Below are 26,204 nucleotides of genomic sequence, written 5' to 3'. Positions count from 1 at the left end.
GGGCATGGGCATGGGCATGGGGCACACATGGGCATGGGCTTGGACACTGGACAGCGGACAGTCGGCATGGGTGGGTGGTGGGTGTTGTCAGTGGTGGGGCGTGGGGTGGTGGATGTGGGCTGGGTGAGGGCAGTGGTAAGGCAACATCAACAACGAACCAATCAAGATCAATAAGGAATAGTTCAAGGTGAGCGCATTCACTGCAATGTCGACTGTTGATCTTTGCTTGCGTTCAGCCTGAAGCGTAGTCGCTACTGGTGGTACAAAAGATCTTGCAACTACTTCCGTGTCAGGGTGTGAAGGCAACAGAAAAGGGTCTGACGGCGAGCCATGGGACCGTCAGACCCTTTTCCTCAGAAGACCCAGATCCACGACAGTCAGGGGCTTCTTTTCACCGAACACCCCCGGGGGCCGGGAGGCGGCCCATCGTTGGGGTGATCGGTGGTCCTTTCAGTCGCCGTCAGCGTCGCTGTCCGGCAGCGCCCGCCACATGTTGACCGGGATGCCTTCGCGGCGCTCCCCCTCGGCCAGTTCGTGCCACGCCGATTCGCCGGCCTCGGCGTTGTAGTGGGCGATGTCGACCAGCACCTCGAAGCTGCCCATCACGCACGCACCCCGGTGTCAACCACGAACGCGGTCGGCTGGAAGAGCTGCACGTCTGCCCGCAGGTGAGCCAGGAACGCTACTTGGAGGTTGTCCGCGTACCGCTCTCGCAGAAACTCCAACTGGAAGCCGGTACGGAAACCGATGCCGAGCATCCGCCAGTCGGCGGTGTAGATCTCGGAGCAGTCCGTGCTCGTACCGACCGCGAGACTCGTCGGCACCTGCTTCGTGTTCAGCCTCGGGATATTGGCCAGCGCTGCCGGAGGGGCCAGGTACGCGTTCTGAGCATCCTTCAGCTTCGACAGCGACGTCTCGGAACGCGGTGCCTGGATCTGCGCGTTGGGCTCGAAGTTGTTGTTGCGAATCGTGCCCACCGCGTCCAGCCACCAGTCGTAATTGGCGATCGCCGCACCGTTCGCGCCGTGCGTCGTGATGGTGATACCCGGCGCGTTGAGCACGCCCCTGGGCTCGGGTGCGGTGCCAGAGCCGCGCAGAGCGACGCGGTCAAGTTCCAGGGCGATCTGCTGAGCGAAGCTGTGGGCGATGATGCCTTCGGCGGAGGGGTCGGAGTCCTCGAACAGCTCCCGGGAGAGCTTGACCATCCGCGCCATGGAGCGGGCCTGGAAGGTGACGGCGTCGAACGCAAGGTCGGTGTCCGTGATCGCGGCGTTTTCGTTCCGCCATGCCGGGGTTCCCTCGGCGGTCAGCCGGGGCACCTTCAACGTCGACGAGGTCATGGGGACGAAGGTCGCCCCTGCCTGCGCCACCCGCATCTGACTGCGGGCCATGTCGATGATCGACCCCGCGAGCGGCGTCGGCACCACGTGTCCGCCCGCCGTCAGGGTGCCCTCGTTCATCGCCTTCCGCTCGGCGTCGGCCCCCTTCCAATTGCCGGTCACGAGCCCCTTCACGTACCGGTCGAAGCTGAGGTTCTCGGTGTCCGGGTCGCTGTGCCCGTTGCTCTTCATCCAGCGGCTGACGGATTGGCCCTTGGTGAGGGTGAGCGCGCCCTGGAGGCCAGCGCCCTGATCCCTGTACAGGGTGCCGCTGACCAGGCGTGCGCCGTCGCCGGACTCGTACCCGTACACGCCCGACGCGGCGGCCTCGGTGGCCTTCAGGGAATCGACCTGGGAGTTGAGCGCACGGATGCGGGCCAGCTTGTCGGCGATGGTGCCGTCGATGCACTTGACCCGACGGAGATCGCCATCGGGTCCAGCTTCGTCGATGATGCGCTTCAGCTCAGCCTTGGCTGCTTCCAAGGCCGGGAAGTATACGTCCATGATCGTGATCCTTTTCGGAGCATTAACGATGAAGGCTTTTGCTCCGGGGACGGACCACGACCTAATCCGCCGGTTTTCCGCAGCCACGACTGCGCGGTTTAACGGGCCGGAAAGCCGACCAGGCCCGTTGAGCCGGTTCATCCCCTCCGAAGGAGAGTCGCCGCTTCCGCACCATGAGCGTTCGCGGCGACTCCCTCCGATACGGAGATATTCGAATTGTACCCGAAATGGGCCCGAACTAATGTCCGCATTCCGTAACAATATCATCTCCGCGTTCCTTCATCCGGTACTGGGCGATAAACCACCACGCCTCACCCGTCGGGTCCTGCTGCTTCATGAGGCGCCTACCCTCACAGAGAAACTGTTCGGCCCACGGCTTTTCCACGTAAGCAGCGCGACGCACGCCCCGCTCCGCAAAGATTCGGGCGTCGTCAACCAGGCTCACGCGCTCCTCGTAGGCCGCACGAAACCGCCTCCGGTCAGAGGGGTCATCAATCGTCTCTTCGGCCATCTGGAGGATTTCCACCGGTACCGGAAACTCATCTTCCGGAAGATTGAATTCGTTGGTCACGACTCTCTCCTTAGTGCATGTGTTTTGATCTTCACTTTCGGCCGCACGGTTATTGCGCAGCTCGGGTCGTGCCCGCCCAGTGATCGACAACTTCCCCTTTCGGTGATGGCTTTCGGTTGCCGAGACCCTGTCCCCTGTCCTGTCCCATAGAACGGGGACAGGCGGACAGGGTTCAGCGGGTCATCCGACGCTGTCCGGGGACGAGCTGCGGACAGGGTTCGGACAAGCGGACAGGGTCACCGTCTCCTGGTCGAAAGGAACAGTCCCGAGGCCGTGGGCGACCTTCTGCCCCTCCCGCTCCTTGGTCAGGTGGTTGCGGGAGATGAGCCATTCCACGGCCCACGCGATGGCGTCGTTGGCTCCCTTGACGCCCGACCGGATGGACGTGGTCCCGCAGCCCGGGTTGGCCTCGACGAAGGCGAGGACCGCCTCGCAGAGCGCCTTGGGCGGCGCAGAGGTGAACGCCTCCTCCTCCGCCTGCTCCTTCGGCTTCGCCGCGAAGAGGGCTGCGTTGGGGACGCTCCCCGCGCTGAAGTCGAGGACGATGTCCGCGAACCACTGGGGACGCTTCCCGGGCGCGGCGTGACCGCGTACCCAGCCGCCCCGGTCCTTGTCGACACGGAGCCGACTCACGCCACGCAACCCGGGTGCGATGGGCTGGACGGCCTCCAGCAGGTAGGACGCGCCGGTGATGGCCGACCGCTTGTGCTGGCTTCCGATGGCCCGCTTCTCGCCGTGCGGGATGTGGTCGATGGTGATGACCGCCCACCCGGCGGCGGCGAGCTGCTTGGTCACGCGGGCATGCCATGCGGCCACATCGGCTTCGTCTCGCCCTGTAAGTCCTTCCAGCGCCATGGCCTCGGTGACGCCGTCCACCACGGCCAGCGTGCCTCGCAGGCCGACCAGCGCACCGAACGTCTCCCGCTCCGCATCGGTGAGCGGTCCGGTGGGCGACACGTAGTGGAAGAACTGCCGAACGGCGTCCTCGGCGGCACCGAGCAGCTTCAGCCGCCGGTACACCGATCCCGCGTCGTCCTCGAAGTCCAGGTACAGCACGTGTTGTCCGGCCGAGACCTCTTGGGCGGCACACAGGAGTGTGAGCCAGCTTTTGCCAGCCTCCGACTCGGCGTGGACGCCGTTGATCTTGCCGGCGTAGAACAGGCACAGCGGCAGGTCACCAACGAGGCGCCCCACCGTGGTCATGGCGGGCTGCTCCGCCGCTGCAAGGGCTTCGTCGTGACCGATCTGGTTCCAGGACCCGGCTCGGCCGTTGGCGGCGGCGTCTTCGGCGTCGAGGCTCCGATTGACCCGACGCTGCATCCGCCCTTGCTTCATGAGCCGCCGCTCCAACTCGGCTTCCCCGGCAGCGCCCACACGCGTCGTGGCGGCGAGGATCTCGTCGTACCTGCCACGCTCACCGCCCGGGAGGCTGTCCCGCACCTGTCGGAGTCCGGCGTTGTCCAGGGTCACCGCATAGGCCGCGAGGTGATAGAGGACGTTCTCGGGTACGACCTCCCCCGACGGTGCGGGCTGGCTGAAGGTCGTCGTCACGTCGCCGCCCTCGGTCCGGGGGGCGGCACAGACCCCCACAGGGCCGTGCTGGCCGTCTTGTAGTCGACCCGGGCCGTCCGGAAGAGCCGCCAGCAGCGCGGGCAGGGAAGGAGCGTGCCCGTGCCGAACAAGCTGGTCACCACCCAACACGCACAGAACGGGCAGAGGAAAATCCAGGCGATGTCCAAGTGGTCCAGCTCAGTGGTCACGCGAGCCGCCCCCACCGCCGAAATGACGACGGGGGAAGGGCTGTACTTGGCCTCACCGTCGTGTCGGCGGCGGGGGCGCTCGTTGTTGTCGTCCATGCGGTGGTGTCGTCTCCGTCTCTGGGCGCGCCTCCGTCGCGGGTTCCGGGGGCTTCATCCGGTCAAGATCGCCTTTGTTCGTCATGCTGAACATCCTTGCGATCACTTATGTGGATCTCCACGCGGCTCTCATGCGGCGGCGTCACCGCGCGCGTTCCGGTCGAGCCACCGCTCCACATCGGTCCAGCGATAACGGACGTGGCGCCCGACCTTGATCGAACGGGGCCCCTTCGCCAGATAGCGCCACTGGGCGAGCGTCTGAGTCGGAAGTCCAAGGAACATGGCCACCTCGTCGGGCGTGGCCAGGCTTCGCGGTGCCGCCATCCAGATCCTCCTCGTTAGTCCGCTTTGAATGAGGTTGCCACTAAAGCTTGCTGTTTGCCAAGACCGTCCAGTATTCTGCTTCTGTGGCAGAACCGAAGCGGTACAGCGAGTCGGGGCCGATCGGCATGCAGGTGGCGCGAAATCTGGCCGACCTGCGGGCTATGCGACGAAAGACGACAGCGCAATTGGCCGCTGACGTTAAGAGGTTGGGGGTGCCTATGTCGGCATCGACGATCACGAAGATTGAGAAGCAGGGACGACGGGTCACCGTTGACGAGCTGGTCGCACTTGCCGCAGCGCTAGATGTGTCGCCTGTCACGTTGATGCTGCCCGCCGCTGACCCCGGCGGCTCGGTGATGCTGACCCCGCGACTCAGGGCCTATGGATGGGGGGGTGCCTGGCGCTGGATGCACGGCGACGACCCACTCGTCGTTGACGGAATCGAAGGGGCCGGGCATTTCCAGTGGTTGGCTGCTAATCATCCGTACATGACAAAGGAAATGATTAAGGAAATGATCGACCGGATCGTCTTCAGTCAACCGGCCACAACTACTGAGATTGTTGGAGATGAGGACGATGGCAGCAGTGGTTGACCGGTGGCATCTGGCGCGGCCCAAGAGGGATGCGACGCCCTGCGCCGAGCACAACAGCAAGGCCCGGACGCTGGTGCCCAGTGCCGACCATGGCAAGGGGACGCGGTGGCAGGTCCGGTACCGCGACGTGAAGGGGCAGCAGAAGAAGGAGAACTTCGCTCGGAAGCCGGACGCCGATGCCCGTGCCGCTGCGGTTGAGACGGATCTGAACCGGGGCGAGTTCGTTGATCGCAAAGCCGGCCAGGAGACGTTCCGCGCCGCCGCCGAGCGCTGGCGAGCCTCTGCCGTGCACCGCCCGTCGACGGCGGCCAGTGTCCGGCAGCGGCTGGAGACGCACGTGTATCCGTCGATCGGGGACCGCCCGATCGCTCAGATCCGCCCGTCCGAGATGCAGGCTTGGATTAAGGGCCGGTCGTCCGTGCTTGCTCCAGTGAGCTTGCGCAACACCTACGCGATCATCGTGACCGTCATGCGTTCGGCAGTGCTGGACGGGGTCATCCGGTCGTCGCCGTGTGACGGCGTGAAACTTCCCTCCCGTCGCCGTGCCGAGGTTGTGCCGCCCAGTGATGTGGCGGTGCGGGCGCTCATTGAGGCTGCGCCGACCATGAGGGAACGGGCTCTGGTTCTGCTGGCAGCGGCTTCCGGCATGAGGCAGGGGGAGCTGTTCGGCCTGGAAGTGGGTCACATCGACTTTCTTCGCCGTGAGGTGCGGGTTCAGCAGCAGCTCGTGTGTGTAACCGGCAAGGGGGCTGAGGGTGTCTACCTTGGCCCGCCCAAGACGCACGAGGCGACGCGCACGGTGCCCCTGGCCAAAGCGGCTGTTGAGGCGGTGGCGATGTACCTCGCTCACTGTCCAGCGGTGGAAGTTGAGGTCTGGGACCGTAGGGACTCGCGCAGACCGGTGCAGCGCAAGGCGCGGTTGCTCTTCCCGAATGCCGCTGGGCGCCCCTTCCAGCGCTCACCCTGGGCCCGGACATGGTCAGCCATCGTTGGGGAGGCGAACGCCGCCCTGGAGGCTGCCGGGAGCGGCGTGCGGGTGCCTGCTGGGACGACCCTGCATGACCTTCGCCACTACTACGCCAGTCTGCTGATCAAGCACCGGGAGTCGGTGAAGACCGTGCAGAAGCGACTGGGCCACTCCAAGCCGAGCATCACGCTCGACACCTACTGCCACATGTGGCTGGACGACGAGGACACGACCCGGGCGGCCGTGGAGGCGGCCCTGGGAGATGTGCCCCCGATGTGCCCGGAGAGAAAGGCGGGATGACTGCTTCGCAGGTCGGAGCCGTGCGGATCCCACTCAGGACGGATAAAGGGTATCTGTACGAGCGAACGCCTGACCTGCACTCGTGCTCGAAACTGCGGGTGACCTGCTGAAACCAGCCTCGGCGGGCTCGGCCGAGGGGTGCCCCGAATGTGCCGTTCCTGGCGCCCGGTTCCACAATGGAGCTGTATCCGCCAACGAGGATGATCGTCATGAAGCGCATGCATCCCACTGGTCTGAGCCGCCGGGAAGACCACGTCTACGCAGCCTTGCTCCTGCTCAACGCGAGGATCTCGGGTGATGAGCAGACCGTGGATCAGATCAGGCGCGAGCATCCACCGGAGTTCCTGGTCGACGGGCTTCTGGAGGTCGGCGCCTGCCTCGCCCCGCCGACGTGGGGCGGCGCCGCGCGACCCGAGCCGAGCTTCGAGGGCAGTGAACCCGGAGCCTGACACCGAGCCTGCGCGTGAATGGACAGCGCCCGTCGACGGAACGTTCCGTCGACGGGCGCAAGAGGGGTGTACACCGGTCAGTGGATGATTCCGGTGCGCAGGGCCACCGCGACCATTCCGGCACGGTCGCCCGTGCCGAGCTTGCGCGCGATGCGGGCGAGGTGGCTCTTGACCGTCAGGGCGGAGAGCCCCATCGAGACGCCGATCGCCTTGTTCGACTGGCCTTCCGCGACCAGCCTGAGCACCTCGACCTCACGGCCGGAGAGCTCTCGGTAACCGCCCGGGTGGCTCGGGGCGCCCGGGGGGCGGCGGTGCATTCGTGCGGCCGCGGCGCCGATGGGGGCGGCGCCGGGGCGGGCGGGGTGCCCGATGTTGTTGCGCGTACCGGTGACGACGTAGCCCTTGACGCCGCCCGCGAGGGCATTGCGTACGGCGCCGATGTCGTCGGCGGCGGAGAGGGCGAGCCCGTTGGGCCAGCCCGCGGCGCGGGTTTCGGACAGCAGGGTCAGCCCGGAACCGTCGGGCAGGTGGACGTCGGCAACGCAGATGTCGCGCGGGCTGCCGACGCGGGGGCGTGCCTCCGCGATGGACGACGCCTCGATGACGTCACGTACTCCAAGGGCCCACAGATGGCGGGTGACGGTGGAGCGGACGCGTGGGTCGGCCACGACGACCATGGCCGTCGGCTTGTTTGGGCGGTAGGCGACCAGGCTTGCGGGCTGCTCGAGGAGAACGGACACCAGGCCTCCTGGGGGAGTGGCGGAATCCGCCGGCTCGGGGAAGTAGCCGGGGAACCGTGCTGAAGGGTCATTGACCTCTTCGGCAGCAGCGCCGCTCTCCTTTAGGGAAAGATCACGATTTGGTGAGTAACAATTCGGGCAATTCGGACACGTGATCGATCATGTGAAGAATTGCCGGGCCGTGCACACGAAAGAGGGCGCGCCTCCTCGGCGCGCCCCCTGCGTTGCCTGCTAAGGCGCCTGCGGGCCCCGCCGCTGCGGCAGCGACACCACACCGGCACCTGCGCCGGCGCCGGCGTCCACGGAACCCGGCCCGTGGCCGGGTTCCGGAGGCAGCCCGGCGATCTGCGCCAGCAGATCGCACCAGGCCGCCAGATGCGCCGCCGTGTCCGGCACCCCGCCGCGCCCCTCGCGGGGCGTCCACGACGCCCTGATCTCGATCTGCGTGGCAGGCCTGCGGTCGGCCAGGCCGCCGAAGTAGTGCGAACCGGCCCGGGTCACCGTGCCGCTCGCCTCGGCGTACGACAGACCGCGCGCCTCCAGCGCGCCCGTCAGCCACGACCAGCTCACCTCGGGAAGCAGCGGGTCGGCCGCCATCTCCGGCTCCAGTTCCGCCCGTACGAGCGTCACCAGCCGGAAGGTGCCGTGCCAGGCGTCGTGGCCCGCCGGGTCGTGCAGCAGTACCAGCCGCCCGTCCGCCAGATCCTCGTCGCCCTGCACGACCGCTGCCTCCAGCGCGTACGCGTACGGCGCGAGTCGCTGGGGCGGGCGGGTCGGGTCCACCTCCACCTCGGGGCGCAGGCGCGCCGAGCACAGGGCCTCGACCGCCTGGCGGAAGGCGGGCGGGGCGGAGTTGTTCTCCGCGCCGCTCCTGTCGTCAGCATCATCCGAAAGTCGTCCCTGCGCCGGAGCCATGCGGGGAAGAGTAGGCGGAACGTGAGCCTCGCGCAGGGAAGGACACCCGCCCCGCGACAACCGCTTCGGCCCGCGTGCGAAGATTTGGGGCGTGAGTGCCAATGACCGCCGCCCCGAGGGCAGCCCGCAGAGCCAGACGTACGATTCGGTCTTCCTCAAGGCGTGCAGGCGCGAGCCGGTGCCGCACACGCCGGTCTGGTTCATGCGACAGGCGGGGCGCTCGCTGCCGGAGTACCTGAAGGTGCGCGAGGGCATTCCGATGCTTGAGTCGTGCATGCGGCCCGAGCTGGTCACCGAGATCACGCTGCAGCCTGTACGCCGTCACGGCGTCGACGCGGCGATCTTCTTCAGTGACATCGTGGTGCCGCTGAAGGCGATCGGTATCGACCTGGACATCAAGCCCGGGGTCGGTCCGGTCATCGCGGAGCCGATCCGTACGCGGGCCGACCTGGCCCGGCTGCGGGACCTCACGCCGGACGACGTCACGTACGTCACCGAGGCGATCGGGATGCTCACGGGTGAGCTCGGGGCCACTCCGCTGATCGGATTTGCGGGCGCGCCTTTCACTCTCGCGAGTTACCTCGTAGAGGGCGGTCCTTCGCGCAATCACGAGCACACCAAGGCGCTGATGTACGGCGACCCGCAGCTGTGGGCGGATCTCCTGGACCGGCTCGCGGAGATCACCGGAGCCTTCCTGAAGGTGCAGATCGAGGCCGGCGCGTCCGCCGTGCAGCTCTTCGACTCCTGGGTCGGCGCGATCGCCCCCGTTGACTACACGCGCTCGGTGATGCCCGCCTCCGCGAAGGTCTTCGACGCGGTGTCGTCGTACGGCGTACCGCGCATCCACTTCGGTGTGGGTACGGGCGAGCTGCTCGGGCTGATGGGCGAGGCCGGCGCGGATGTCGTCGGCGTCGACTGGCGCGTGCCGATGGACGAGGCGGCGCGGCGGGTCGGTCCCGGCAAGGCGCTTCAGGGCAACCTCGACCCAGCGGTGCTCTTCTCGACGCCGGACGCGGTGATGGCGAAGACGGATGAAGTGCTGGATGCGGCGGCGGGTCTTGAGGGCCACATCTTCAACCTGGGTCATGGTGTCCTGCCGACGACCGACCCCGACGCGCTGACCCGCCTGACGGAGTATGTCCACACGCGCACGGCGGCGCGCTAGCCGTTGGCGCCCTGCGGCGGGCCGGGGGTAGCTGGGGCTCCGCCCCAGGCCCCGCTCCTCGAAGCTCCTCGAACGCCGGAGGGGCTGGACGGGTGCGGGAGCATATCCAGGCCGTCCGGAGTCTGGGACTTTCCCCAGTTCGGGAAGGGGCGGATAGGGGAAAAGCCCGCCGCAGGCGACCGCTCCCTACGCACCCCCCGCCCGCACGGCCGCCACCGCCTTGCGCGCCGCCACCAGCACCGGATCCCACACCGGGGAGAACGGCGGCGCGTAGCCCAGGTCCAGGGCCGTCATCTGTTCCACCGTCATGCGGGCGTGGAGAGCCACCGCCGCGATGTCCACCCGCTTACCCGCCCCCTCCCGGCCCACGATCTGGACGCCGAGCAGCCGGCCCGTACGACGCTCCGCCGTCATCTTCACCGTCATCGGCGACGCCCCGGGGTAATACCCCGCACGGCTCGTCGACTCGATCGTCGCCGTCACGAACTGCAGGCCCTCCGCCCGCGCGTCCTTCTCCCGCAGACCCGTCCGCGCGATCTCCAGGTCGCAGACCTTGCTGACCGCCGTACCGACGACACCCGGGAACGTCGCGTAACCGCCCCCGACGTTCGAACCGATCACCTGCCCGTGCTTGTTCGCGTGCGTGCCCAGCGCGATGTGGCGCCGGCGGCCCGACACGAGGTCGAGCACCTCGACGCAGTCGCCGCCGGCCCAGATGTTGTCGTGGCCCGCCACCCGCATCGACAGGTCGGTGACCAGGCCGCCGTACGACCCGACCGGCAGGCCCGCGTCCCGCGCGAGAGTCGTCTCCGGTTCGACGCCGATGCCGAGGACGACCACGTCCGCCGGATAGGTGTCCTCGTCCGTGGCCACCGCCGTCACGCGGCCGTCCTCGCCCGTGAGGATCTTGGTCACCTCGGCCCCGGAGACGGTCCTGATGCCCATGCCGTTCATCGCCTCGTGGACCAGGCGCCCCATGTCCGGGTCGAGGGTCGCCATCGGCTGCTCGCCCCGGTTCAGGACGGTCACCTCGTACCCGCGACCGACCAGCGCCTCCGCCATCTCCACGCCGATGTAACCCGCCCCGACGACGACCGCCCGCCGCCTCTTCGTCCGCTCCAGCGTGTCGATGAGCGCCTGGCCGTCGTCGAGGGTCTGTACGCCGTGCACCCCCGGCGCGTCCATCCCCGGCAGCGCCGGGCGTACCGGCCGGGCGCCGGTCGCCACGACCAGTTTGTCGAAGCCGGTCCACGACTCGGCGCCCGATTCGAGGTCGCGGGCGCGGACCCGGCCGCCCGCCACGTCGATCTCGGTGACCTCGGTGCGGATCCGCAGGCCGATGTCGCGCGCGAGGTGCTCCTCGGGCGTACGGGCGATGAGTTCGTCCCGCTGGGGGACGGCTCCGCCGACCCAGTACGGGATGCCGCAGGCCGAGTACGACGTGAAGTGACTGCGCTCGAAGGCGACGATCTCCAGCTCGTCCGGGCCCTTCAGCCTGCGGGCCTGCGATGCGGCGGACATGCCCGCCGCATCGCCGCCGATGACCACCAGTCGTTCCGCCGCTGCCATGGCGTGTCCTCTCAGCCCGTACATCCGCACATCCGTACAACCGGAAGACACGCTACGTCCGCGACGGTCGGGAAGGAGGCAGGGTTACTTCGCTTCCTCCGGCCGCTCCGCGGGATGCGGGACGACCGGCGCCGCGAGCGCCGGTGCCGGGCGCTGCGGCAGACGGCCGCGCAGCAGCCGCCACAGCACGTACAGCAGCGCGATCGCGGCGGCGAACGGGGCCACCGCGCCGAGCGCCATCGCGACCCACTTCAGCGTGGTGACGAACGCGTCCCAGCCGCCCCCGAGCGCGTCCAGGAAACCGGGATCGTCGTCCTCCTTGGCGCTCTCCTTCGCCTCGGGCTCGGAGAGTTCGAGGGTGATGGTCGCCATGGTCGTACGGTCCTTCAGCGACGCCTGCTGCGCGAGGAGCGCCTCCAGCTCGGTCTGACGGGTGCTCAGCTCGCCTTCCAGCATGACCACATCGCTGATCTCGGTGGCCCGGTCCATCATGTCCCGGACCCGCGCGACGCTGGTCCGCTGCGACTTGATGCGGCTGTCGACGTCCACCACCTGGTCGGTGACGTCCTTGGCGTCGGCCTTGCGGTTGAGGAGCTTGCCGGTGCCGGCGAGCTCCTTCAGCACGGCGTCGTACTCCTCCTGCGGGACGCGCAGCACGATGCGGGAGTAGACGTGGCTGTCGTCGATCAGCTCGGTGGTCTCGTTCCCGACGATGCCCCCGGCGTTCTCGGCCACCGTACGGGCCGTGGCGAGCGCCTTCGTGGCGTTGTCGACCTCGACGCTGAGCGTCGCGGTACGGATGACGTGGGTCTTGCTGACCGGTGGCTTCTTCGCCCCGGCCGAATCGGCGGGTTTCTGTGCCCCGCTCCCCGAATCCGCGTCGGCGACGCTGCCGGGCGCCCTCTTCTCCTGCGCTCCGCCCTTGGAGTCGGCCGCCGCGCCCTGGGCGCTGTCGCTGGTGGCCCCGGTGTCGTTCGCGCCGCATCCGCCGATCGCGAGCGACGCGGTGAGCAGAGCGGCCGCGAGGGCCTTGGTGGAACGGTGCCCGGACTTACGTGCTGCACGCATGTCGGCTCCCCCGAACGTCGTGGTGGGTGTTGCCGGTTCGACGTGCGGGGCGGGGGAGAGGGTTGCCGTTTTCCGGTCCCGAAGCGGTCACGGTCAGGACTCGTTCCGGGTTTGAGAGAGTGGACCCCATGAACGTGGAATCTCGTACGGGTCATGTCGTTGTCATCGGCGGCGGCATCTCCGGACTCGCCGCCGCGCACCGGCTCGTCGGCGCCGGCGCGCGCGTCACCCTGCTGGAAGCGACCGACCGGCTCGGCGGCAAGCTCCTGGCGGGCGAGATCGCGGGCGCGCCCGTCGATCTGGGCGCCGAATCGATGCTCGCCCGGCGGCCCGAGGCGGTCGCCCTGGCGCGCGAGGTGGGGCTCGGCGACCGGCTCCAGCCGCCCGCCACCGCCACCGCGTCGCTGTGGAACCGGGGCGCGCTCACGCCGATGCCCAAGGGCCACGTGATGGGCGTACCCAGCGACCCGGCGGTGCTCGGCGGCGTCCTCTCCGCCGACGGCCTCGCGCGCATGCGGCAGGACCACGAGCTGGCGCGCACCGAGGTCGGTGACGACATCGCGATCGGCGAGTACGTCGCGGCCCGTCTCGGCCGCGAGGTCGTCGACCGGCTGGTGGAACCGCTGCTGGGCGGCGTGTACGCCGGTGATGTGTACCGGACGTCGATGCGGGCCGCCGTACCGCAGCTCTTCGAGGCGGCTCGGACGTACGACTCGCTCCTCGACGGCGTACGGGAGATTCAGCGGCGGGCGGCCGAGAAGCAGCAGACCGGGCCTGTCTTCATGGGGATCGAGGGGGGCATCGGCACCCTGCCCGACGCCGTCGCCGACGCCGTGCGCGCCCAGGGCGGTGAGGTCCTGCTCCGCACCCCGGTGCTCGGCCTGACGCGCGGCGCCGACGGCTGGCGGGTGCGTACCGACGAGCGGGTGATCGAGGCCGAGTCCGTCGTCCTCGCGGCCCCCGCCTGGGCCGCCTCGGCGCTGCTCGCCGCCGAGTCGCCCGCCGCGGCCGCCGAGCTGGGCGCCGTCGAGTACGCGTCGATGGCGCTGGTCACCATGGCCTTCCGGCGCCGGGACGCGGAGGGGCTGCCGGAGGGGTCGGGGTTCCTCGTGCCGCCGGTGGACGGGCGCACCATCAAGGCGTCGACCTTCTCGACGCGCAAGTGGGGGTGGGTGGACGCCGCCGCTCCGGATCTTTTCCTGCTGCGTACCTCCATCGGGCGTTACGGCGAAGAAGAGCACCTGCACCGCGAGGACGACGAGCTGGTGGAGGTGTCCCTGCGGGATCTCGGTGCGGCCACCGGCCTCACCGCCCGGCCCGTGGCCACCGAGGTCACCCGCTGGATCGGCGGCCTGCCGCAGTACCCCGTCGGCCACCCCGACCGGGTCGCGCGCGTGCGCGGCGAGGTCGCCAAGCTGCCCGGACTGCGGGTCTGCGGGGCGGCGTACGACGGTGTCGGCATCCCCGCGTGCGTCGCGAGCGGACAGCGCGCCGCCGACGAGATCATGCTCACCCCGGACCCGGCGCGGGGCACGGATCACGGCGCGGGAGAATAGGGACATGACTGATGCTCCGGAGACTGTGACATCCCCCCGAGGCCCCAACGCCGGCAAGAAGGCCAAGGACCTCAACGACGTCATCCGCTACACCCTGTGGTCTGTCTTCAAGCTGCGCGATGTGCTCCCCGAGGACCGCGCCGGCTTCGCGGACGAGGTGCAGGAGCTGTTCGACCAGCTCGCCGCCAAGGACGTCACCGTGCGCGGCACGTACGACGTGTCGGGGCTGCGCGCCGACGCCGACGTCATGATCTGGTGGCACGCGGAGACCGCGGACCAGCTCCAGGAGGCGTACAACCTCTTCCGCCGCACCAAGCTGGGCCGCGCCCTGGAGCCGGTCTGGTCGAACATGGCGCTGCACCGCCCCGCCGAGTTCAACAAGTCGCACATCCCGGCCTTCCTGGCCGACGAGACGCCGCGCGACTACGTCTCGGTGTACCCCTTCGTACGGTCGTACGACTGGTACCTGCTGCCCGACGAGGACCGTCGCCGCATGCTCGCCGACCACGGCAAGATGGCGCGCGGCTACCCGGACGTGCGCGCCAACACGGTCGCGTCGTTCTCCCTCGGCGACTACGAGTGGCTGCTGGCCTTCGAGGCCGACGAGCTGTACCGCATCGTCGACCTGATGCGTCACCTGCGCGCCTCCGAGGCACGCATGTACGTACGCGAAGAGGTGCCTTTCTACACTGGTCGGCGCAAGTCGGTCGCAGACCTGGTGGCGGGCCTCGCCTGAGCGGCGGCCCACCACCCCCGACCCGGAAGATCAGACGGCGGGCGCCGGCTCCTTTGCCACTGCCCGCTTGTCCAGCGACACCGGGTTCGGCTCCCGGTGCGGCGCGCACTGTGCGCGCCGCACCGGCGTCCGGCCGGTCAGGAGATACGTCTCCAGGTGGCCGTTGACGCATTTGTTCCCGCCGCCGCCGATACCGTGCGTCCCCGCGTCCCGCTCCGTCACCAGCACGGAGCCGGCCAGCCGCCGCTGCAGCTCCAGCGCGCCCGGGTACGGCGTCGCCGCGTCCCGCTCGGCGGCCAGGATCAGCGTCGGGGGCAGCTCACCCGGCTCCGTACCGACGTCCAGGGGCTGCTGGCGCGGTGCGCTCCAGTACGCGCACGGCAGGTTCATCCACGCGTTGTCCCACGTCTCGAAGGGCGCGCGCGCCGCGAGCAGGCTGTTGTCGCGGTCCCACACCCACCACTCGGTCGGCCACGGCGCGTCGTTGCACTCGATAGCGGTGTAGACGGCCTTGCCGTTCTCGTCGTCGCGCATCGCCTCGGGCTTCGGCGCGGCCTGGTCGATGAGCGGCTTCGGGTTGCCCTTCAGGTACTCCGAGAGCGCTGTCGCGCGCATCGCCCAGTAGTCGTCGTAGTAGCCGGCGCTGAGCAGCGCCGACTGGAGCTGGCCGGGGCCCACCTTGCCGCCCGCCGGCTTCCGTGAGAGCCCGGCGCGTACCTTCTCGTAGCTGGCGAGGACCTCGTCGGGCGTGGTGCCCAGGTGGTACGTCTTGTCGTGCTTGGCGACCCAGGTACGGAAGTCCCTCCAGCGCCCCTCGAAGGCGAGCGACTGGTCGAGGTTGTTGCGGTACCAGATCTGCTCGGGGTCGGGATTGACCGCCGAGTCGAAGACCATGCGGCGTACGTGGGAGGGGAAGAGCGTCGCGTACAGCGCGCCGAAGTAGGTGCCGTACGAGGCGCCCATGAAGGTCAGCTTCTTCTCGCCGAGCGCCGCCCGCAGCACGTCCAGGTCGCGGGCGTTGTTGAGCGACGTGTAGTGGCGCAGCGCGCTGCCCGCCTTCCGGGCACAGCCGTCGGCGTACGCCCGGGCCTGGGCGATCCGCTCCTGCTTGTACGCGTAGGAAGGGTGCGTCGGGGCCTCGCTGGGCGCCTTGACGTACTCCTCCGGCTTCTGGCAGGACAGCCGGGCCGAGCGGCCGACGCCGCGCGGGGCGTAGCCGACGAGGTCGTACGCCGCGCCGAGCCGCTTCCACTCGGGCAGTACGCCCGCCATCGGGAAGAACATGCTGGAGGCGCCGGGGCCGCCGGGGTTGTAGACGAGAGCGCCCTGCCGTGCGGCGGGCTTTCCGGTCGCCCGGCCGCGGCTGACGGTCAGTGAGATCTGGCGGCCGCCGGGGTCGGCGTAGTCGAGGGGGACCTTGACGGTGCCGCACTTGACGTGTCCGGGCAGGCCCTCGGACTTGGGGCAGACGGTGAAGGTGATGCCGGCGGCGGCCGCGCGGTGGGCGGCGAGCGCGGTGCCGCGGGCCTCCGGGGATGCGGCGGGTTCGGCGCTGCCCGCGGGGGCGGCGACGAGGGCGGTCAGGACCAGGGAGCCGAGGGATGCCAGGGTCCCGTACATCGCCAGTGCTCTCATCGCGTTCCCTTCGTACTGATGCATGACAAAAGGGATACTTGGTGGGGGAGTTGGCGAAGTAAAGCACCGGTGGGCGTGTCGGGGTCAATGACCCCGATGAGTGGCCGTGCCCCCGTCCTTGGGACGGGTGGTCGGCGGCGGGAGCGGGAAGGTCGCCGGCGGGAGCACGGGGGAGGCCGGGGGCGGGGTCGTACGGTCCGGGGGCGCGGGTGGCGGCGGCCCGGTGGGGCTGGCGGTCGCGGTGCTCGCGGCGTCGGCGGCGAGGGCGTCGAAGTCGACGCGGCCGGTCGCCTCCAGGATCCGGATGTGGTCGAGCACCGTCGTATTGGCGTCGTCGGCGAGACCTCGGACGAGGGCGTTGCGGGTGGTGTGGCGCACCTCGGCGATGCGGGCGAAGACCTTGCCGTGGGCGGCGCGCAGGATGTTCGCGAATTTGGTCTCGTACGCTGTTCCGCTCGCCTCGGTGAGTTCGTCGAGCCGGCCGCGCTGCTGGGCGGTGGGCTGGTTGGGCAGCTCCATGTTCAGCTTGGCCGCGACCTCGCGTACGCGCGCGTCGAGGAAGGTGTGGCCCTCCACGAGATGAGCGCCGGCCTCCTCGACGGCGCGGCTGGGCGCCCGCTCCAGGGCCTGCCGGCCTGCGGGGAGCTCCCAGAGGCCGGCCAGTCTTACACGTACGACGAGATCGCGGTCGGCGGCCGAGAGCGGGCCCCACCGGGTGGCGACCGAACCGGCGTTCAGCTGGTCCGGGCCAGTGCCGGAGCGGTCGGCGTACGACCAGATCGGATGGATGAGCGCGGCGAGGGTCGCCGTCAGGGCGACGACGACCAGGCCGGTGCCGGCGGTGACGGAACGCATGGTGCCCCTCCTGGTGCGGCACCGCACGTTAGTGCGCTTCTCCGTGATCCTGTCGGGTGTTGGGAGAAGTAGGTCGCTCGGACCTCAACTGCGGTTTTGATTCGGTACGTTGGGGCGTTCGGCGGGGGTGTGCGGGGGTGTGCGGGGGGCGCACCGGTCAGGAGCTGCTGCCGCAGCTGGAGCCCGAGCTGCAACTGGAGCCGGAGCTCGAACTGCAACTGGAACCACCACCACCACCACCACCGCCGCTGCTGCCGCCGCAGCTCGACCCGCCGGACCCGCCGGAGCCGCCGGAGCCGCCGGAGCCGCCGGAGCAGCTCGAACCGCCCGACCCGGAGCCCGCGTCGCCCGAGCTGCTGCCGCAGCTCGAATGGCCGGAGGCGGAGCCGGCGCACCAGACCATCGCGGCGGCCGCGTAGGTGGAGGTGCTGTTGCCGCTGTCCGGCGAAGGTGTACGGGAGGTCGTGAGATTGCGGCCCGGTGTCAGCCGCGCCGCCGTGCGCAGCTGGTCCTGGAGTACGGGGTCGGGCAGCGCCCGCAGGCCGTGCACCGCGACGAGATGGCCCGGGCCGGGATGGTGTGCGTTCGAGAAGGCGTACGCCGCGGCTGCCGCCCGGCCCGCCGGGGTGACCCGGGCTGCCGCCCTGCTCGCGTTGACCGCGCCGCACACGATCCCGAGGATCATGGCGGGCAGCACCATGCTGATGAACGGGACGGCGGAGTGCCCCGCGAAGGTCACCGCCACCGACGCCGCGATGGAAGCGGGCAGCCCGAGGACGCAGACCAACAGGAGGACGGTGCTGCCGGTGCGCAACTTGCGGCCGGCCTGCGGCGGCACCATCAGGCCGCGGAACGCGAGGTGGTCACCGATCTCCTGAACCGCCGCGCCGCGCATCACGGCGTGCCGCAGGGTGTGCAGCGCGCCGTTGGGGGCGGTGGCGAGTTCGGCGTACACGCTGCGCTCCACCGGGTCGTGGGCGACGGTGCTCTGCGCCGAGACGACGCCGGGTCCGCCGATCGCGAGGCGGCCGTCGGAGTACATCGTCGCGAGCGCGGTGTCCACGGCCCTGGAGGGGCCGCCGTTCAGGAACGCGATCTCCATGAGGTCGTGGGCCTGGGAGGAGCCGCTGCCGGAGCCGCGGCGGAGGGCGGAGACGCCCCGGGTCAGGACGATGGATGCCACGACCACGGCGAGCGTGATCAGCAGTGCGAGGACGGTTATGGTCATCGGCGCGTCACTTCCGGACGAGTGCGGCACGCGCCGCACGGACGAATCGGGTCGAACGGCTGGGAGGACGCGGGGCCGCGCGGTCCTGCCACCAGTGGGTCAGCTGCTTACGGACGGCCTCGTCCTCGGGCCGGCCGGTGGCCAGCACATGCTCGGCGAAGTCGAGCGCGTCGCGGCGGTAACCCGTGGCCATGGGGCGGGACTTGGCGTACGCGAGGAAAGCGGCGCGGTAGGAGGGCCCGAGGATCTCCCGGAGCTCCGGGGCGACCTTGGCCACGACGTCGGCCCGCTTCCCGGCGAGCGCACGGCTCTGGACGCGCAGACGCGCGGAGTCGAAGCCGGCGGGGATGGGGGTCCCGGCGACGAGCGCGGAAAGCAACGAGGCCTGCGCGAGCGCGACACGAGTGCGGCCGGCAGCGAGCCCCGGCTCGCGCCGCGCCGGGGCTTCGGCGGGCGAGTTGTCCCCCCACCCCGCCCCTTCCCGGAGGCCCAGCCCCCCGCCCTCGCGAGCTTCGCCGCGCAGGGAAGCGGCGGGGGCATCCGGCCTCGCGGTGGCGAGGGCTTCGCCGTGGGCGGGGAGTTTCGCCCTTGCCCCGGCGCGGGCTTCGCCGTGCAGGGGAGTGGCGGGGGGTGTGACGGGTGTGGGGATGGGACGAGGCGGTGGCGGGGGTGTCAGGGCTTTGCGGATCTTGGTGAGCTCGGCCGCCAGGGCTTCCGTGGAGGGGAAGTTGTCGTCGCGTTCCAGCAGGACGCCCGGGGGGTCCGTGCGGGAGCGGAGGTCCGTCAGGATGTCGAGTATGGGCCGGGTCACGGGGTGGGCGTGCGTGTCGTGCCACACGCCGTTCTTCTCGACGCCGCCCGCCACATGGACGTACGCGATCGCCTCCACCGGGAGCTCGTCGAGGGCTGCCGAAGGGTCCTCGCCCCGGTTCACGTGGTTGGTGTGGAGGTTGGCCACGTCTATCAGGAGGCGGACGCCGGTACGGTCCACCAGCTCGGATCCCGGGCAGCCCCTCCACCGCGTCGGCCGTCTCCGGCCGCCAGCCGATCCCCGTACCGAGACGTCCAAGACGCTCCATGAGTCCCCCTCCTCTGCTTCGTGCAGGGGTAATGGCCCCGGCGGGCGGCGCCGAATCCAGAGGAGGGGACGTTCAGAGGTTGATTTGAGGTTACGGCGACGGTTCCGGGCGATTCGTGTTGACCGCCGGGCTGCCGATCTCGCCCTCCGGCTGCGCGGACGGCCGCGAGGTGAAGGTCTGGTCGCCGGTAGGTACGGCGGGCGGCGGCGACGGGACCGTGACCGAGTTGTCGGGCGCAGGGGGCCCGCTGGGGCTCGCCGTGGCCACGCCCGCCGCCTCGTTCGCGATGGCGTCGAAGTCGACCAGCCCGGTGGCCTCCAGCATGGTGATGTGGTCGAGCACGGTCTGGTTCGCGTCGCTCGCCAACTGCCGGATCAGTGCGTTGCGGGTGGTGTGCCGCACCTGGGCTATCAGGGCGAAGACCTTGCCGTGCGCGTTGCGCAGCAGATTGGCGAACTTGCGGTCGTACTCGGGACCGGTCGCCGCCGACAGTTCCCTGAGCCAGCCCTGCTGCTGCTCGTTGGGCTGATTCGGCAGCGGTACGTTGAGCTGTGCGGCCACCGTACGGGCCCGCTTGTCGAGGTCCGCGTGGCCGACGACCAGGTGGTCACCGGCCTCCTTGATCGCCTCGCTGGGGGCGCGTTCGATCGCCTGCTGTCCGGCGGGCAGCTCCCACAGGCCCGCCAGCCGCACCTTCACCAGCAGATCCCGGTCGGTGGCGGACAACGGGCCCCACTGGGTCGCGACCGTGGACGCGTTGAGGTTGGCCTGGCCGGTGCCCGAGCGGTCCGCGTAGGACCACACGGGGAAGGCGAGCGCGCCGATGGTGGCGACAAGTGCCGCGATGATGAGCGCTGTTCCGTTGATGCGTCGCAACAAAGTGTCTCCCGGGCCGATGCGTTACACCGTCGAACCTACTTGCAAGTATTCATAGGTACGTGCGGTGCGGCCGACGCGTTCAACGGCGCACGGGAGAAATCACGTTCAGGAGCGCAGCGCCGGGTGGTCCGCGACCACGGTGCACGAGCCCGGCGCGATCTCGGTGAAGCCCGCGTCCCGCACTATCGGCAGGCCGCTCGCGGTGAGTTCGCGCCACCGACCGGCCTCGGGCGTACGTACCAAAAGCGGGAAGCCGGCGGCCTGCCACGCCTTCCGCTGCACCTCCGACAGCTCCCACCAGGCCAGTTGGGCCCCGTGACCCGCCTGCGCCATCGCCTTGCCCGCCGACATGTCGAGGTCCGGACTCAGCCAGAGCACCGCGCCCTCGGGAACGGCCGGGGCCGGCGGCCGCGGATCGTCCAGGTCCGTACCCGAGACCTGGAGCTTCGCCAGCTCCTTGGGCCAGCCGTCCAGGGGTACGGGCGGGAAGACCCGCACCTCGGCCGCATCACCGGTGACGGTGATCCCCGGCAGCGCCGATGCCTTGCGCCACTCCGCGCCGCGCGCCCGCCGCACCACCTTGCGGATCCGCGCGTCCTGCCAGAGCCGCATCGTCTCGGCCCACTCGCCGTCGCCCAGCGACCGCTCGTCGCTGAGCATCACCAGCACCGCGCGGGCCGCGGTCTCCAGGGCGTCCGTACGGGCCGGCGGGTCGTCCTTCTCGATGTGGACGACGAGGGGCAGCACGAACTGCGGGGCCTCGTCGCGCGCCGTCCGCTCGTGCCGGAAGGGACTGTCGGGGGGACTGTCCGGGGGGCCGTCGGGGGTGCCTGGAATGTCGTCGGTGCTCACCCGGCCCAGTCTGCCAGCCGAGGTTCTCCGGTATCTCAGCCCCTGGCATCTTGGCGGAGCGTATGCCTCCGGGTAAGGATGATCCGCATGAAGAGCGATCTTTTTGCCACAGAGAACATGGCGCAGCAGGCCACTGTCCCGGGGATGACCCTCCAGAACGCCAAGTCGGTGAAGTACGCCGTCAATGGCGAGATGCACGCGCGGCAGGGCTCGATGATCGCCTTCCGCGGCAACCTCCAGTTCGAACGCAAGGGCCAGGGCATCGGCGGCATGCTCAAGCGCGCCGTGACCGGCGAGGGCCTGGCGCTGATGGCCGTGCGCGGCCAGGGCGAGGCGTGGTTCGCCCACGAGGCGCAGAACTGCTTCATCGTCGACATAGACCAGGGCGACGCGCTCACCGTCAACGGCCGCAACGTGCTGTGCTTCGACGCGACCCTCTCGTACGAGATCAAGACGGTGAAGGGCGCCGGCATGACCGGCGGCGGCCTCTTCAACAGCCTCTTCACGGGCTACGGCAAGCTCGCCGTGATCTGCGAGGGCAACCCGATCGTGATCCCCGTGACGCAGCAGCAGCCGGTGTACGTCGACACCGACGCGGTGGTGGGCTGGAGCGCTCAGCTCAACACCTCGCTGCACCGCTCCCAGTCGGTCGGCTCCATGATCCGCGGCGGCTCGGGCGAGGCGGTCCAGCTGATGCTCCAGGGCGACGGCTTCGTCATCGTCCGGCCGAGCGAGCTCAAGCCCGAGAAGCCGGCGAGCAGCTGACCCGGATGCCCGAGGCGACCCTACTCAGGCCCGGCCGGGCCTGAGTAGGGTCGTACGCATGGATGAGAAGAGCCCGCTGTACGCCGAGTGTGTGCTGTGCCGCAAGCCGACCGAGCACCCGGAGTCGGTCAAGGGCATCGTGTACTGCCCCGTCTGCGAGTGGCAGGAGGCGCAGCGCATGGCTTGCTCCGGCTGAAACCCGGTGGACAGCCTCCCGCGCGCCGGACGATCATCCGCAGCGTGACAGAACTGAACTTCGTGGAGCTGGACGGCGCGGTCATGACCGCCCTGCTGGACCGGGACCTGGCCCGCGCCGGTGCCCGGGCCGGGGTCCCCCTGACCGACTTCTTCCTGACCGACAGCGCGCTGTGGCTGTGGCGCTACCGCCTCGGGCAGATGGCCGGCGACCCCGCGCGGGCGAGCTGGTGCGGCCGGCTCGCGGTGTGCGGTCCCGGCGGCGCCGTCGTCGGGCACGGCGGGTTCCACGGGCCGCCCGACGACCGGGGCATGGTCGAGGTCGGTTACGCCGTCGACCCGGCCTTCCGCCGCCGGGGATACGCCAGGGCCACCCTCACCGAGCTCCTGCGCCGGGCCGCCGCCGCGCCGGGCGTGAGCACGGTGCGGGCGTCGATCCGGCCCGACAACGTGGCGTCCCTGGCCACCATCGCCGGCTTCGGCTTCACGGAGGCCGGCGAACTGTGGGACGAGGGGGACGGGATGGAGGCGCTGTACGAAGTACCGGCCACCCGCTTCCTCAGCGCTTCATGAGGTCCGACACCTTCACGAAGCGGTAGCCGCGCTCGCGCAGCTCCGGCACGATCCGCCGGATCGCCTGCTCGGTCACGGGCGCCGCGCTGCGCGTGCAGTGCATGACGACCAGGGAGCCCGGCCGCACTTCGGCCAGCACCTGCTCGGCCACGGCGTTTCCGTCGTTCGCGAAGGCATCGCCGCTGACCACGTCCCACTGGACCGCCGTCACCTTCGCCGGGGCCAGGGCGCGCAGGGCCTCGTCGTCGTAACAGCCGCCGGGAAAGCGGAAGTACGGGACGACGTTCCGCGCCCCCGCCTTGCGGAAGGCGGTGAAGGCGCGCTCCACGTCGGTGCGCATCTGCTCGCCGGAGACCGTCGGCAGGCCGTAGCAGGGGGACTTGAAGGCGTGGTGGCTGTACGAGTGGTTGGCGATCTCGAAGAGCGGGTCCCGCCCGATCGAGCGGGCCTGGTCCGGGTACTCCTCGGCCCAGCGGCCCGTCATGAAGACCGTCGCCGGGACCTTCAGGCTGCGCAGGGACGCGATCAGGGCGGGGTTGTCGAAGTGCTCGCCGCGTGCCGCCCGCGCGCCCTGGTCCGCCGTCATGTCGGCGTCGAAGGTCAGCGCGACGGCCTTGGTACGGGTGTCGGGGGCGCGTTCGAAGACGGGGGTGAGGCCGCCGGGGCCCGCCGCGAGGGTCGGTGGCGCGGACTGCTCGGGCCGCGCTGTCCGGGGCTGCGACGGGGCGGGAGCCGGACGCCCGGAGGCGGAAGCGGAAGCGGAGGGAGCGGCGGAGGCGGGTGGCGGGGTGGCGAGCGAGCCGTGGGTCTCGGCGTCGCCCCCAGTACCGCATCCCGCGAGAGCCGCGCCAAGAACCGCCGCCGTCGCAAATCTTCGTACAAAAGTGATCACTGACGGAAAGTATCCGATCATTCGCGCAACTTCCGTCTGCTACGCGGGCACCGCTGCCGAACGGATGCCGAAGGGTCAGGAGTCGCCGCCCAGGAGCCGCCTGCGGCACTCCTCCACGTCGAAGTCCGCCCGCGGGTACTGCGGATCCAGCGCTTCCAGGTGTTCGAGCAGCAGTTTGCTGACGGCCCAGTTCCGGTACCACTTGCGGTCGGCCGGGACCACGAACCACGGGGCGGCCCGCGTCGAGCAGCGCTCCAGCGCCAGCTCGTACGCCTCCTGGTAGGCGGGCCACAGCGCGCGCTCGTCGATGTCGCCCGGGTTGAACTTCCAGTGCTTGTCCGGGTTGTCGAGCCGGCTGAGGAGGCGGCGGCGCTGCTCCTCGTAGCTGATGTGCAGGAAGACCTTGACGACGGTGACGCCGTCGTCGGCGAGGGACTTCTCGAAGCGGTTGATCCGGCCGTAGCGGCGGCCGATCTCGTCGCGCGGCACCAGCTCCCGCACCCGCGCGATCAGCACGTCCTCGTACTGCGACCGGTCGAAGATGCCGATCTCGCCCGGCTGCGGCAGCGCCTTCTTGATCCGCCAGAGGAAGGAATGCTTCCGTTCTTCGGCCGTCGGCGCCTTGAAGGCCTTGATCCGGCAGCCGGACGGATTGAAGAGGCCGATCACATGCTTGACGGTGCCGCCCTTGCCGCTGGTGTCCATCCCCTGGAGTACGAGCAGCAGGCGCCGCCGGTCGCCCGCCGTACTCGCCGCGTACAGGCGCTCCTGGAGACCGGCGAGACGTTCCCCCATAAGGGCGGTCGCCGCCAGCCCGGCGGCCTTCAGCGGCGGCGGGCCCTCGGGGAAGCCCGGGACGCCCTCGGCGTCGTACGAGGAAAGGAGAACCCGCTCGCCCTCGGGGACGCGCAGCAGCTCACGGAGGCTCTCGGGCTTCGGCTGCTCCTTCGCGGGCTTCTTCCTGGCCACTGCGCACCCCCCTCGCCGGTCCCGTCAGTTCCCTCGATCCTGCGACGGCTCACCGGAAACCGCGACCGGGGCGGGCCCGGACGGCCCGCCCCTCGTGCTCAGCTTTCGCTCAACTCAGGTGTGGAACGGGCCCGTTACGGCGAATGTCGTACCCGGCCTGTAGCAGTTGACGTACATCGTCCCGAAGTCGGGCGAGAAGGTGACGCCCGCGAACTCGCCCCACTCCGGTTCCTCGGGCGTGCCGATGTTCTGCCGGTTGCGTGCCATCTCGTACAGCTCGCCGCGCCTGGTCAGCCCGTACACGTGCTGCGCGCCGTTGCCGTCCTCGCACACCATCAGGCCGCCGCTGGGCGCCAGGCAGATGTTGTCCGGGGACTCGCCGGGCAGCTGGATGTCCGTGCTCGGGCCGAAGACCACGACCAGGGTGAGGCGCCGCCTGTCCGGCTCGTACTTCCACACCTGCCCGAAGTGGTCGGCCGCCGAGCCCTCGCCGCTGCGCGCGAAGCTGGAGACGAAGTAGACCTCCCTCTCGCCCCAGTAGCAGCCCTCCAGCTTCTGGGCATGCGTGATGCCCTTGCTGCCGAAGTCCTGTAGTCGGATCGGCGTTTCCTTCGCCAGCGGGTCCGGTACGGGCACCCACTCGACGCCGCGGAAGCTGGCGCCGGTCTCCTGGACCGCCGACAGGTCGGGTACGCCCGGAACGCGCATCGCCTCCAGGGCGCCGCCCGCGCGCAGCGAGCCGGTGCCGCCCAGCGGCCTGTCGGGCAGGAAGCGGTAGAAGAGGCCGAACGGCCGCTGGAACGCGTCCTCCGTCTCGTAGACGATGCCGCTCCTGGGGTCGACGGCGATCGCCTCGTGCTGGAAGCGGCCCATCGCGGTGAGGGGGACGGCGCCGGTGCGGCGCCCGTCGACCGGGTCGACCTCGAAGATGAAGCCGTGGTCCTTGGTGTAGCCGTTGGTGCCGGCCTTGTCCTCGTTCTCCTCGCAGGTGAGCCAGGTGTTCCAGGGGGTGGGGCCGCCGGCGCAGTTGACGGCCGTACCGGCTATGGCGACGCGCTCGCCGAGGACGTTGTTGCGGCCGTCCACGGTGATGGCCGTACAGCCGCCCTTGGCGGCCGGGTCGTACGTCAGGCCCTTGACCGTCGGGACGCCGAGCTCGGCGTTGTGGCGGTTCTCGTGGTTACGGACGAGGTGGACGCGGCCGTGGTGGCCTCTGAAGGCGGCCATGCCGTCGTGGTTGCCGGGGACCTTGCCCTCGCGCGAGCTCAGCGGCCTGCCCTCGCGGGAGAGGACCTTGTAGCGGAAACCTTCCGGCAGGTCCAGGAGGCCGGCCGGGTCGGGCACGAGCGGTCCGTAACCGCTTCGGCCCAGTCCCTGGGCGGCGGCGGTGCCGGCGAAGATCTCCGACAGCGATCCGGCGAACGCGATACCGACGCCGACGGCGCCCGCGCGGGCCAGGACTTCGCGCCGCGATGCGTACGAGGGGCCTGTTTCAGTCATGAGGTAACTCCCTGCTGGCGGACAGGAACGTGTGACCCGCACGTGTGTAGCACGCAAGCGATCTCACGTGAACCATGCGGGCCACAACGC

27 protein-coding genes and 1 pseudogene are annotated in these 26,204 nt (G+C 69.9%); 9 read left to right on the top strand and 19 right to left on the bottom strand.

From position 1 onward, the window contains the following. Positions 1-450: 450 nt before the first annotated feature. From J7E89_RS36355 to J7E89_RS36330, 6 genes are all read right to left on the bottom strand, one after another. On the bottom strand, positions 451-603 hold the full coding sequence (locus J7E89_RS36355; RefSeq protein ID WP_214980244.1) for a hypothetical protein: 153 nt from the start codon (positions 601-603) through the stop codon (positions 451-453). After that, positions 603-1,970 (bottom strand): phage major capsid protein, encoded by a 1,368-nt coding sequence (locus J7E89_RS36350; RefSeq protein WP_214980242.1) that lies wholly within the window; start codon positions 1,968-1,970, stop codon positions 603-605. The genes J7E89_RS36355 and J7E89_RS36350 overlap by 1 nt, the downstream gene beginning before the upstream one ends. A 151-nt stretch (positions 1,971-2,121) precedes the next feature. Further along, the gene (locus tag J7E89_RS36345; RefSeq protein ID WP_214980241.1) at positions 2,122-2,454 is read right to left on the bottom strand and encodes a hypothetical protein; all 333 of its coding nucleotides are present in this window, start codon (positions 2,452-2,454) and stop codon (positions 2,122-2,124) included. Between the two features lie 180 nt (positions 2,455-2,634). Continuing rightward, complete coding sequence (locus J7E89_RS36340) at positions 2,635-4,005, bottom strand: AAA family ATPase (protein WP_214980239.1); 1,371 nt, start codon at positions 4,003-4,005, stop codon at positions 2,635-2,637. Continuing rightward, positions 4,002-4,310 carry a hypothetical protein gene (locus J7E89_RS36335; protein WP_214980237.1) on the bottom strand — a complete coding sequence of 103 codons (309 nt, stop codon included), beginning with the start codon at positions 4,308-4,310 and terminating at the stop codon, positions 4,002-4,004. Before J7E89_RS36335 ends, J7E89_RS36340 begins: the two co-directional genes overlap by 4 nt. 129 nt (positions 4,311-4,439) lie before the next feature. Continuing rightward, positions 4,440-4,634 carry an AlpA family transcriptional regulator gene (locus J7E89_RS36330; RefSeq protein ID WP_214980235.1) on the bottom strand — a complete coding sequence of 65 codons (195 nt, stop codon included), beginning with the start codon at positions 4,632-4,634 and terminating at the stop codon, positions 4,440-4,442. A gap of 47 nt (positions 4,635-4,681) precedes the next feature. Between J7E89_RS36330 and J7E89_RS36325 the strand changes: the two genes are divergently transcribed. The 3 genes from J7E89_RS36325 to J7E89_RS36315 all read left to right on the top strand — a co-directional run bounded on the left by J7E89_RS36325 (position 4,682) and on the right by J7E89_RS36315 (position 6,943). After that, positions 4,682-5,227: a helix-turn-helix domain-containing protein gene (locus J7E89_RS36325; RefSeq protein ID WP_251061565.1), complete on the top strand. Its 546-nt coding sequence runs from the start codon at positions 4,682-4,684 to the stop codon at positions 5,225-5,227. Next, positions 5,211-6,494, top strand: a complete 1,284-nt coding sequence (locus J7E89_RS36320) for a site-specific integrase (RefSeq protein ID WP_214980233.1) — start codon at positions 5,211-5,213, stop codon at positions 6,492-6,494. Before J7E89_RS36325 ends, J7E89_RS36320 begins: the two co-directional genes overlap by 17 nt. A gap of 209 nt (positions 6,495-6,703) precedes the next feature. Beyond that, positions 6,704-6,943 carry a hypothetical protein gene (locus J7E89_RS36315; protein ID WP_214980231.1) on the top strand — a complete coding sequence of 80 codons (240 nt, stop codon included), beginning with the start codon at positions 6,704-6,706 and terminating at the stop codon, positions 6,941-6,943. Between the two features lie 77 nt (positions 6,944-7,020). Here J7E89_RS36315 and J7E89_RS36310 read toward each other — a convergent pair whose 3' ends face one another. Together J7E89_RS36310 and J7E89_RS36305 are read right to left on the bottom strand one after the other, a co-directional pair. Next, complete coding sequence (locus J7E89_RS36310; protein WP_214980229.1) at positions 7,021-7,683, bottom strand: response regulator transcription factor; 663 nt, start codon at positions 7,681-7,683, stop codon at positions 7,021-7,023. 231 nt (positions 7,684-7,914) lie between these two features. Further along, positions 7,915-8,598: a DUF3000 domain-containing protein gene (locus J7E89_RS36305; protein ID WP_214980227.1), complete on the bottom strand. Its 684-nt coding sequence runs from the start codon at positions 8,596-8,598 to the stop codon at positions 7,915-7,917. 91 nt (positions 8,599-8,689) lie between these two features. Between J7E89_RS36305 and hemE the strand changes: the two genes are divergently transcribed. Then, positions 8,690-9,763, top strand: a complete 1,074-nt coding sequence (hemE, locus tag J7E89_RS36300; RefSeq protein ID WP_214980225.1) for a uroporphyrinogen decarboxylase — start codon at positions 8,690-8,692, stop codon at positions 9,761-9,763. 186 nt (positions 9,764-9,949) lie between these two features. On the opposite strand, the gene J7E89_RS36295 is transcribed toward hemE, so the two are convergent. Together J7E89_RS36295 and J7E89_RS36290 are read right to left on the bottom strand one after the other, a co-directional pair. After that, complete coding sequence (locus J7E89_RS36295) at positions 9,950-11,332, bottom strand: FAD-dependent oxidoreductase (RefSeq protein ID WP_214980223.1); 1,383 nt, start codon at positions 11,330-11,332, stop codon at positions 9,950-9,952. 84 nt (positions 11,333-11,416) lie between these two features. Then, positions 11,417-12,400 carry a DUF4349 domain-containing protein gene (locus J7E89_RS36290; RefSeq protein WP_214980222.1) on the bottom strand — a complete coding sequence of 328 codons (984 nt, stop codon included), beginning with the start codon at positions 12,398-12,400 and terminating at the stop codon, positions 11,417-11,419. Between the two features lie 26 nt (positions 12,401-12,426). Between J7E89_RS36290 and hemG the strand changes: the two genes are divergently transcribed. Further along, positions 12,427-13,956, top strand: coding sequence for a protoporphyrinogen oxidase (hemG, locus tag J7E89_RS36285; RefSeq protein WP_374196971.1), 1,530 nt, complete (start codon positions 12,427-12,429; stop codon positions 13,954-13,956). Between the two features lie 4 nt (positions 13,957-13,960). Beyond that, positions 13,961-14,692 carry a hydrogen peroxide-dependent heme synthase gene (gene hemQ, locus J7E89_RS36280; protein ID WP_214980210.1) on the top strand — a complete coding sequence of 244 codons (732 nt, stop codon included), beginning with the start codon at positions 13,961-13,963 and terminating at the stop codon, positions 14,690-14,692. Positions 14,693-14,722: 30 nt separating this feature from the next. Here hemQ and J7E89_RS36275 read toward each other — a convergent pair whose 3' ends face one another. The 6 genes and pseudogenes from J7E89_RS36275 to J7E89_RS36250 all read right to left on the bottom strand — a co-directional run bounded on the left by J7E89_RS36275 (position 14,723) and on the right by J7E89_RS36250 (position 21,220). After that, the gene (locus J7E89_RS36275; protein WP_214980252.1) at positions 14,723-16,327 is read right to left on the bottom strand and encodes an alpha/beta hydrolase; all 1,605 of its coding nucleotides are present in this window, start codon (positions 16,325-16,327) and stop codon (positions 14,723-14,725) included. Between the two features lie 84 nt (positions 16,328-16,411). Further along, a complete protein-coding gene (locus J7E89_RS36270; RefSeq protein ID WP_214980208.1) occupies positions 16,412-17,182 on the bottom strand; it encodes a DUF4142 domain-containing protein in 771 nt (256 codons plus the stop codon). 157 nt (positions 17,183-17,339) lie between these two features. After that, positions 17,340-18,410, bottom strand: a complete 1,071-nt coding sequence (locus J7E89_RS36265; RefSeq protein ID WP_214980206.1) for a TIGR04222 domain-containing membrane protein — start codon at positions 18,408-18,410, stop codon at positions 17,340-17,342. Between the two features lie 7 nt (positions 18,411-18,417). Further along, positions 18,418-19,410 (bottom strand): annotated as a pseudogene (locus tag J7E89_RS36260) (DUF692 family multinuclear iron-containing protein); the annotation flags it as partial. 169 nt (positions 19,411-19,579) lie between these two features. Continuing rightward, entirely contained in the window at positions 19,580-20,365 is a 786-nt protein-coding gene (locus J7E89_RS36255) for a DUF4142 domain-containing protein (protein ID WP_214980204.1), read from the bottom strand. A gap of 108 nt (positions 20,366-20,473) precedes the next feature. After that, entirely contained in the window at positions 20,474-21,220 is a 747-nt protein-coding gene (locus tag J7E89_RS36250) for a peptidyl-tRNA hydrolase (protein WP_214980201.1), read from the bottom strand. Positions 21,221-21,307: 87 nt separating this feature from the next. Here J7E89_RS36250 and J7E89_RS36245 point away from each other — a divergent pair, with 87 nt between their 5' ends. Genes J7E89_RS36245 through J7E89_RS36235 form a run of 3 tightly spaced genes read left to right on the top strand, consistent with a single transcriptional unit; the run spans position 21,308 to position 22,753 of the window. Next, the gene (locus J7E89_RS36245; protein WP_214980199.1) at positions 21,308-21,985 is read left to right on the top strand and encodes an AIM24 family protein; all 678 of its coding nucleotides are present in this window, start codon (positions 21,308-21,310) and stop codon (positions 21,983-21,985) included. 58 nt (positions 21,986-22,043) lie between these two features. Beyond that, complete coding sequence (locus tag J7E89_RS36240) at positions 22,044-22,181, top strand: hypothetical protein (protein ID WP_214980197.1); 138 nt, start codon at positions 22,044-22,046, stop codon at positions 22,179-22,181. 44 nt (positions 22,182-22,225) lie between these two features. Beyond that, positions 22,226-22,753 carry a GNAT family N-acetyltransferase gene (locus J7E89_RS36235; RefSeq protein WP_308315716.1) on the top strand — a complete coding sequence of 176 codons (528 nt, stop codon included), beginning with the start codon at positions 22,226-22,228 and terminating at the stop codon, positions 22,751-22,753. Here the strand turns inward: J7E89_RS36235 and J7E89_RS36230 are convergent. The 3 genes from J7E89_RS36230 to J7E89_RS36220 all read right to left on the bottom strand — a co-directional run bounded on the left by J7E89_RS36230 (position 22,740) and on the right by J7E89_RS36220 (position 26,114). Continuing rightward, positions 22,740-23,645 carry a polysaccharide deacetylase family protein gene (locus J7E89_RS36230; protein WP_308315715.1) on the bottom strand — a complete coding sequence of 302 codons (906 nt, stop codon included), beginning with the start codon at positions 23,643-23,645 and terminating at the stop codon, positions 22,740-22,742. The genes J7E89_RS36235 and J7E89_RS36230 overlap by 14 nt on opposite strands. Positions 23,646-23,720: 75 nt before the next feature. Beyond that, positions 23,721-24,614 carry a PPK2 family polyphosphate kinase gene (locus J7E89_RS36225; RefSeq protein WP_214980186.1) on the bottom strand — a complete coding sequence of 298 codons (894 nt, stop codon included), beginning with the start codon at positions 24,612-24,614 and terminating at the stop codon, positions 23,721-23,723. 114 nt (positions 24,615-24,728) lie between these two features. Continuing rightward, a complete protein-coding gene (locus J7E89_RS36220) occupies positions 24,729-26,114 on the bottom strand; it encodes an alkaline phosphatase PhoX (protein WP_214980179.1) in 1,386 nt (461 codons plus the stop codon). Between the last annotated feature and the right edge of the window lie 90 nt (positions 26,115-26,204).

This window comes from Streptomyces sp. ISL-100, from assembly GCF_018614615.1.
Classification (GTDB): Bacteria; Actinomycetota; Actinomycetes; order Streptomycetales; family Streptomycetaceae; genus Streptomyces.
The sequence above is the reverse complement of the archived record's forward strand: the minus strand, read 5'-3'. Positions and strand labels throughout refer to the sequence as shown.